Here is a 7,840-nt window from a genome sequence, read left to right on the forward strand (position 1 = left end):
TTCAAAACCAGCGGGGCTGACGCCCCGGCGAAATTCCCCTCCCACCTACGTCGGAGGGAGTCCCCTTTCGCATTTAATATGGCGCGCGCTGGCGGACGAGATGTCCACTGGCTCTTCTCTCTCACACAAGGAAAACGGTCATGTCCGAACTGACGCTCTATCTTGCCCCGGGTACCTGTGCCATGGCGGTACGCATCGCTCTGGTGGAGGCCGGTGCCCCTCACCTTGTCAAGCGCCTGGATCTGGCCGCTGGTGAACAGCGCAGCCCCGACTACCTCGCCATCAATCCCAAGGGGCGAGTCCCGGCACTGGTGACGGAGCATGGCGTGCTGACCGAAACACCGGCTCTGCTGCTCTACGTGGCCCAGCGTTTTCCTAACGCCGGGCTGGCCCCATTGGATGACCCCTTCCTCCTGGCCAGGATCCAGGAGGTACACAGTTTCCTCGTCTCCACCGTCCATGTCGCCCATGCCCATGGACGCCGTCCCGGCCGCTGGGCCGACGATGAACAGGCCATGGCTGCCATGCAGGCCAAGATGCCCCAGAACATGCGCGATGGCTTTGACCAGATTGAGCGCCACTATCTGGCCGGCCCCTGGGTACTGGGGGAGCGCTTTAGCCTGGCCGACATCTACCTCTTCGTGATTGCAGGCTGGCTCGAGAGCGACGGGGTTGCCATCAGCGAGTTTCCCAAGGTGGCGGATCACTATCAGCGCATGCTGGCCCGCCCCGCAGTGCAGGCGGCGCTCGCCCTCTGATCTCCTCGCGCCGGGTACGCCTTTTTGTGCGGGCAACATCCGGCGACGCCTCTCAGACGGGGTGCTCTTATGGCACCCGTTTCTTCTGAAATTGCCCTGTCACTGAGATCGTTTTCACATTTTCGTCATCACTGCCTAGACCCGTTAACGGTTAACACCTATCTTTCGCCCTAATGACGCAACCGGTTGCGTAACCGATTGCCCAACTCAATATTCATATGCGGTCCCATGCCGCCGAGGTGCTGTATGAAACGAGGCAAGCTGCTCAATGCTCCCTTAAGCGCGCTGGTCGCGCAGATGGGCCACACCGACGAGATCACCGTCTGCGACGCTGGCCTGCCCATTCCGGCAGGCCCCGAGCGCATCGATCTGGCGCTGATGGCGGGCACCCCCAGCCTTGAAACCGTACTGACCGCCCTACTCACCGACCTGGTGGTGGAGAAGGTGATCATGGCAAGCGAGATCAAGCAGATCAGTCCCGCCGCCCATCAGGCGCTGGTGGATCAGCTGGAGGTCCACGCAGCCGCCCAGGGCAAGCCCATCACCATCGAGTACTGCCTGCACGAAGCGTTCAAGGCTCGCTCCTGCCAGAGCAAGGCTATCGTGCGCAGCGGCGAGGTGACTCCCTACGCCAACCTGATCCTCTGCGCCGGTGTGGCGTTCTGAATTCTTCAAAGAAGGCCTCTTCAAGGAAGCTGCAAATGAGCACAACCTCCCCCCTATCACCCATTCTGGAGCTGACCGGGATCGTCAAGACCTTCCCCGGGGTACGCGCCCTCGACGAAGCGGGTCTTCGGGTCTATTCGGGCCAGGTGATGGCCCTGCTCGGCGAAAATGGCGCTGGCAAGTCGACCCTGATGAAGGTGCTGACCGGCATCTACCAGGCCGATGCGGGCTACATCAACTATCGCGGCCAGCCGGTGCACTTCAAGGGCCCCCGCGACTCTCAGGATCAGGGGATCAGCATCATCCACCAGGAGCTGAACCTGCTGCCGGAATTGTCGATTGCCGCCAATATCTTCCTCGGCCGCGAACCGCGCACCCGTTTTGGCAGCATCGACCACAAGCAGTTGCGTGAGCGTGCCAGCGGTCTGCTGGCGCGACTTGGCGTCAAGCACGGCCCGGATACCCGACTCGGGGATCTCTCCATCGGTGAACAGCAGATGGTAGAGATCGCCAAGGCGCTGTCGTTCGATGCCAGCGTCATCATCATGGACGAGCCCACCGATGCGCTGACCGACACCGAGACCGAGCAGCTCTTCACCGTCATTCGTGAACTGCGCGAGCAGGGCTGCGGCATTGTCTACATCTCCCACCGCCTGAAAGAGATCTTCGAGATCTGCGATCGGGTCACCGTGCTGCGGGATGGCAAGTGGATCGGCGAGCAGGCGGTGAGCGATCTCGATGAAGACAGGATCATCGAGATGATGGTGGGCCGCCGGCTGGAAGAGCAGTACCCACGTCTTGAGCGCGAGCTTGGCCCGGTTAGCCTGCAGGTGAACGATCTGGCTGGTCCCGGCGTGCGCGGGGTGAGCTTCTCCCTGCGTCAGGGGGAAATTCTGGGCTTTAGCGGCCTGATGGGCTCCGGCCGCACCGAGCTGATGAAGCTCATCTACGGTGCCAGCCCCATCAGCGCTGGCCAGGTGACGGTGGATGGCCACGCCCTGGTACCCAGAAGCCCGGCCGATGGTCTGGCCGCTGGTATCGCCTATATCTCCGAGGATCGCAAGGGCGACGGCCTGGTGCTGGAGCTGTCGGTGCGCGAAAACATGAGCCTGTGCGCCCTCGGCGAGTTCATTCGTGGCGGTAAGATTGACGGCAAGGCCGAGCGCCAGGCGGTAGGGGACTATGTGCGTTTGTTCAACATCAAGACCCCGAGTCAGGATCAGCTGATCAAGCTCCTCTCCGGCGGCAACCAGCAGAAGGTGGCCATCGCCAAGGGGCTGCTGACCCGGCCCAAGGTGCTGATCCTGGATGAGCCGACCCGCGGCGTCGATGTCGGCGCCAAGAAGGAGATCTATCAGCTCATCAACCAGTTCAAGAAGGAGGGGATGAGCATCATCCTGGTCTCCTCCGAAATGCCGGAAGTGCTCGGCATGAGTGATCGCATTATGGTGATGCACGAAGGGCGCATCAGCGCAGAATTCAACACCCGCGATGCCAATCAGGAGAAGCTGATGGCAGCGGCAGTCGGTAAACAGTGGCAAGCAGAGCAAGAGGCAGCACAATGACAACCCAAACCCTTTCCCGCCGCGGCGTCATGAGCAAGGCCTGGTGGATCGAGAACAAGTCCCTGGTCGCGCTGCTGGTGCTGATCGGCGTGGTCTCCTTCCTGAGCCCCAACTTCTTCACCGCCGACAACCTGCTCAACATCCTGCGCCAGACATCGGTCAACGCCATCATGGCGGTCGGCATGACGCTGGTCATCCTCACCGCCGGCATCGATCTGTCGGTCGGCTCGGTACTGGCCCTGTGCGGCGCCCTGGCCGCCACCATGGTGGCCATGGAGCTGCCCATCGGCCTGGTGATCCCCCTCACCCTGGGGGCCGGCGCCCTGCTTGGCAGCATCAGCGGCCTCATCATCGCCAAGGGCAAGGTACAGGCCTTCATCGCCACCCTGGTCACCATGACCGCCCTGCGCGGCGTCACCATGGTCTACACCGAGGGGCGCCCCATTTCCACCGGCTTCAGTGACGGCGCCGATCACTTCGCCTGGCTCGGGACCGGCTACCTGCTGGGTCTGCCGGTGCCCATCTGGCTGATGGCCATCGTCTTCCTGCTGGCCTGGTACCTGCTCAACCACACTCGCCTGGGCCGCCACATCTATGCCCTCGGCGGCAACGAATCGGCCACCCGCCTCTCTGGTATCAATGTGGATCGGGTCAAGCTCGCGGTGTATGGTCTGTGCGGCATGCTGTCGGCACTGGCCGGGCTCATCGTCACATCCCGCCTCTCCTCCGCCCAGCCCACAGCCGGCATGGGGTACGAGCTGGATGCCATCGCCGCCGTGGTGCTGGGGGGCACCAGCCTGATGGGGGGCAAGGGCCGTATCATGGGTACCCTGATCGGTGCCCTCATCATCGGCTTCCTCAACAATGCCCTCAACCTGCTCGACGTCAGCTCCTATTACCAGATGATCGCCAAGGCCAGCGTGATTTTGCTTGCCGTGATGATCGATAACAAAAGCAACCGTTAACAAGCCACGCCACACACAAGGAATGAAATGATGAAAAAGCTCAATACCCTGCTCGCTGCCGCCATCATGTCCGTGCTGGGCACCGCCCAGGCCGCGGATCACACCCTGGCGATGGTGGTCTCCACCCTCAACAACCCCTTCTTCGTCACCATGAAGGAGGGGGCCGAAGCCAAGGCCAAGGAGCTTGGCTACAAGCTGGTGGTGCTGGACTCCCAGAACGACCCGGCCAAGGAGCTCTCCAACGTGGAAGATCTCGCCGTGCGCAAGGTCAACGCCATCCTGATCAACCCGACCGACTCCGAAGCCGTGGGCAACGCCATTCGCCTGGCCAACAAGGCGAACATCCCGGTGCTGACCCTGGACCGCGGCGCAGCCCAGGGTGACGTCAAGGCCCACATCGCCTCCGACAACGTGGCCGGTGGCAAGCTGGCTGGCGACTTCATCGCCGAGAAGCTGGGCAGCGGTGCCAAGGTGATCCAGCTGGAAGGGATCGCAGGTACCTCCGCCGCCCGTGATCGCGGCGAAGGCTTCGCCCTGGCGGTCACCGCCAACAAACTGCAGGTGCTGGCCTCCCAACCCGCCGACTTTGACCGCACCAAGGGTCTGAACGTCATGGAGAACCTGCTGGCCGCCCATCCGACCGTGCAGGCAGTGTTCGCCCAGAACGACGAGATGGCGCTGGGTGCCATCCGCGCCGTGCAGGCCGCTGGCAAAGAGGTGATGATCGTGGGCTTTGACGGCACCGACGATGGCAAAGCCGCCGTGGCCAAGGGTAAACTGGCCGCCACCGTGGCCCAGCAGCCTGCCCTCATCGGCGCCATCGGCGTGGAAACCGCCGACAAGGTGCTCAAGGGTCAACCGGTGGAAAAATCCATCCCGGTACCGCTGCAAATCGTCAACAAGTAAGTTGTTGGGGGGAGGTTCGCCTCCCCTCTCTTTTTCCGCCAGTGCCGCCTGGTCTGGGCCCACCCAGACCAGGATGTACTCAACCAAGGGTGATAGGAATGAATCGTCTCGTAGTCCTCGGCAGCGTGAATGCGGATCATGTGCTGCGCGTCCCCCACTTTCCCCGCCCCGGTGAAACCCTGACCGGCCACAGCTATCAGGTCGTTCCCGGCGGCAAGGGCGCCAATCAGGCGGTGGCCGCCGCCCGCCTCGGCGCCCCTGTCTCCTTCATCGCCCGCATCGGTGATGATGCCATCGGCCACCAGATGAAAACCGGGTTTGCCAACGACGGCATCGATGTCAGCGCCGTCGAACTCGACCCCAGGCTCCCCACCGGCATCGCCATCATCTATGTGAGCGACGAGGGGGAGAACAGCATCGGCATCTCCGCCGAAGCCAATGGCGCCCTCACCCCGGCCGTAGTGCAAGGTCACGAGGCAATGATCGCCGCCGCCCACACCCTGCTGCTGCAACTGGAAGTGCCGCTGGAGAGCGTGCAGGAAGCGGCCCGTCTGGCTCGTGCCCACGGCACCCGGGTGGTGCTCAACCCCGCCCCCGCGCGCCCGCTCTCAAGGGATCTGCTGGCGCTGGTGGACCTCATCACCCCCAACCAGACCGAGGCCGAGCTGCTGACCGGCGTCAAGGTGACGGACGAAGCGAGCGCCCGGGAGGCTGCCACCCGCTTCCACCAGATGGGCATCGGTGAGGTGATGATCACCCTGGGGTCTCAAGGGGTCTATTGCAGCAAGGGGCAGAAACAGGCGCTCATGCCGGGTTTTCGGGTCAAGGCGGTGGATACCACGGCTGCCGGGGATACCTTCAACGGCGCCTTCCTGGCGGCCGAGCTCGCCGGCGCCGACTTTGACGCAGCCGTACGCTTTGCCCACGGGGCGGCGGCACTCTCCGTCACCCGGTTTGGTGCCCAGAGCTCCATCCCGAGCAAGCAGGAGGTCGATGCTTTCCTCCTTGAACAGACTGCGCAGGGGCACTGATGGCCAATATCAAGGAGGTGGCTGCGCTGGCGGGAGTGTCGACCACCACCGTTTCCCACGTCATCAACGAGACCCGCTTCGTGGCCGAAGAGACCCGGGAGCGGGTCTTCGCCGCCATGCGCGATCTCAACTATGCCCCGAGCCTGGTGGCCCGCAGCCTCAAGGTAAAGGAGACCAACAGCATCGGCATGCTGGTTACCACCTCCAGCAACCCCTTCTTCGCCGAGGTGGTGCGCGGGGTGGAGCGCTACTGCTTCGAGCAGGGTTACAACCTGATGCTGGGCAACACCGAAGGACAGGCCGAGACGGCGCTCTCCTACCTCAAGATGATGCTCAGGAAACGGGTCGACGGCCTGCTCATCATGTGCAGTGAAGGGCAGCAGGAGGTGTTCAACCAGCTCGACTGGCTCAAGAGCCTGCCGGTCGTGGTGATGGACTGGGGCATGGAGAATGGCGAGGTGGATCTCATCGCCGACAACTCCCATCGTGGAGGCTACCTGGCAACCCGCCATCTGCTGGGGCTGGGTCACACTGCCATCGGTTGCATCACGGGCCCCCACAGCCGCGCCCCGGCCAACCAGCGCCAGGCGGGTTTCGAGCAAGCGATGCAGGAGGCCGGGCTCACCGTCAATCCGGGCTGGATCCAGGAGGGAGACTTTGACTGCGCCAGCGGCGCCGCCGCCATGACCCGCCTGCTGGCGCTGCCAGAGCGTCCCACCGCGCTGTTTGTCTGCAACGACATGATGGCCATGGGGGTCATCAGTGCCGCCCATCAGGCAGGGCTGGTGATCCCCCGCGATCTCTCCATCGTCGGCTATGACAACGTGGCGCTGGCCCAGTTCATGTCCCCCCCGCTCACCACGGTCAATCAACCGAAAGAGGAGCTGGGCCGCCTCGCCGTCACCCGGCTGCTGGCGCGCATCAACGGCGAGCCCATCGCAAACCGCATGATCACCGTGGATCCGGACCTGGTGATCAGACACTCCTGCGTTCCCTTTTCCTCACCGGACAGCAAACCAGTTTAAGTGCCAGCAAGCAGCAGAAGGGCGGCCATGAGCCGCTCTTCTGTGTATTGTCTCCTTGGCATCGGCCCCGAGACTGCACAAGCCACCACTCAACTCAGCTTGAGCTCATCCTCTTGCTGCGCCTCTCCCAGGGGAGCCAGGCGCAGCAGCCCCAGCGCCGTTGCCAACGGCTGGAGCAGCGCCTCGTACCCGGAGGGTGCTGGCAGCCAGTAGCGAATTGGCCAGCCCGCTTGCAGCAGTTCGGGGGCGCAGCTGCCAAGCTCGCTCAGCGCCAGCATGCAGCCACACTCGCGCATCTTCTCAAGCAGGGTGGCATCCGGTATCAGCGCAGGCAATGCCAGGATCAGTCTCCCCTGTGGCAAGGGGGGCAGGCTCGCCAGCAGAGGGGCCAGCTGGGCAGGCTGATGAAGCCTTACCAGCAAGGTGCCACTGCATGGCTCTTCTGTCAGCCATCGTGCCATCACGGGCCCAAGGACACAACGCTCTTGCATCCAGCCCACGTCACAGGGCTGCTGGCTCACCCGCCAGCGCAGGCTGACCGCCGTCACCGGCACGCCCTGCTCGTCTCTCATCGCCTCGCAGAGGGTCTCCAGGGGGGAAGGGGCGGCCCCCGCCAGCCATTCCCGCAATTGGTGCAGCTGCCGCTGGGCCATGTGGAGATCAGCCTTCATCGCACTCTGATACCACACCAGGGTGGTCCCCTCACGCTTGGCCTCGTTCAATGCCAATATGGCTTGCTCCAATAGCTCATCGGCATCCTCGCCACCCTCGCGCCTGGCCACTCCGAAGCGACACGCCAGATCAAAGCTGCTTTCCCGGGTCACAAACTCAAACTGCAACAGACTCACCTTGACATCCTCCCCCACCTTAGCGCTTCGCGTCACAGGAGGGGGATTCCCATTACTGGGTGATAGCTGCTCGCGC

At 63.4% G+C, this 7,840-nt stretch carries 8 protein-coding genes; 7 read left to right on the forward strand and 1 reads right to left on the reverse strand.

What is annotated here, in order from left to right:
* The first annotated feature begins 140 nt into the window (after nt 1-140).
* The 7 genes from PG896_RS20015 (at nt 141) to PG896_RS20045 (ending at nt 6,916) form a co-directional block, all read left to right on the forward strand.
* Nucleotides 141-758 carry a glutathione S-transferase family protein gene (locus PG896_RS20015; protein ID WP_010674786.1) on the forward strand — a complete coding sequence of 206 codons (618 nt, stop codon included), beginning with the start codon at nt 141-143 and terminating at the stop codon, nt 756-758.
* Between the two features lie 246 nt (nt 759-1,004).
* Complete coding sequence (gene rbsD, locus PG896_RS20020; RefSeq protein WP_043152736.1) at nt 1,005-1,424, forward strand: D-ribose pyranase; 420 nt, start codon at nt 1,005-1,007, stop codon at nt 1,422-1,424.
* Nucleotides 1,425-1,459: 35 nt separating this feature from the next.
* Nucleotides 1,460-2,989, forward strand: a complete 1,530-nt coding sequence (gene rbsA, locus PG896_RS20025) for a ribose ABC transporter ATP-binding protein RbsA (RefSeq protein ID WP_043152739.1) — start codon at nt 1,460-1,462, stop codon at nt 2,987-2,989.
* On the forward strand, nt 2,986-3,954 hold the full coding sequence (gene rbsC / locus PG896_RS20030; protein WP_041211438.1) for a ribose ABC transporter permease: 969 nt from the start codon (nt 2,986-2,988) through the stop codon (nt 3,952-3,954). Before rbsA ends, rbsC begins: the two co-directional genes overlap by 4 nt.
* Nucleotides 3,955-3,984: 30 nt before the next feature.
* Nucleotides 3,985-4,860 carry a ribose ABC transporter substrate-binding protein RbsB gene (gene rbsB / locus PG896_RS20035; protein ID WP_043152743.1) on the forward strand — a complete coding sequence of 292 codons (876 nt, stop codon included), beginning with the start codon at nt 3,985-3,987 and terminating at the stop codon, nt 4,858-4,860.
* A 98-nt stretch (nt 4,861-4,958) separates the two neighbouring features.
* Complete coding sequence (gene rbsK, locus PG896_RS20040; protein WP_010674791.1) at nt 4,959-5,891, forward strand: ribokinase; 933 nt, start codon at nt 4,959-4,961, stop codon at nt 5,889-5,891.
* Nucleotides 5,891-6,916, forward strand: a complete 1,026-nt coding sequence (locus PG896_RS20045; protein ID WP_270836135.1) for a substrate-binding domain-containing protein — start codon at nt 5,891-5,893, stop codon at nt 6,914-6,916. Before rbsK ends, PG896_RS20045 begins: the two co-directional genes overlap by 1 nt.
* An 89-nt stretch (nt 6,917-7,005) precedes the next feature.
* On the opposite strand, the gene PG896_RS20050 is transcribed toward PG896_RS20045, so the two are convergent.
* The gene (locus tag PG896_RS20050; protein WP_139127866.1) at nt 7,006-7,800 is read right to left on the reverse strand and encodes a hypothetical protein; all 795 of its coding nucleotides are present in this window, start codon (nt 7,798-7,800) and stop codon (nt 7,006-7,008) included.
* Between the last annotated feature and the right edge of the window lie 40 nt (nt 7,801-7,840).

Source organism: Aeromonas sp. QDB30, from assembly GCF_027707645.1.
Classification (GTDB): domain Bacteria; phylum Pseudomonadota; class Gammaproteobacteria; order Enterobacterales; family Aeromonadaceae; genus Aeromonas; species Aeromonas caviae.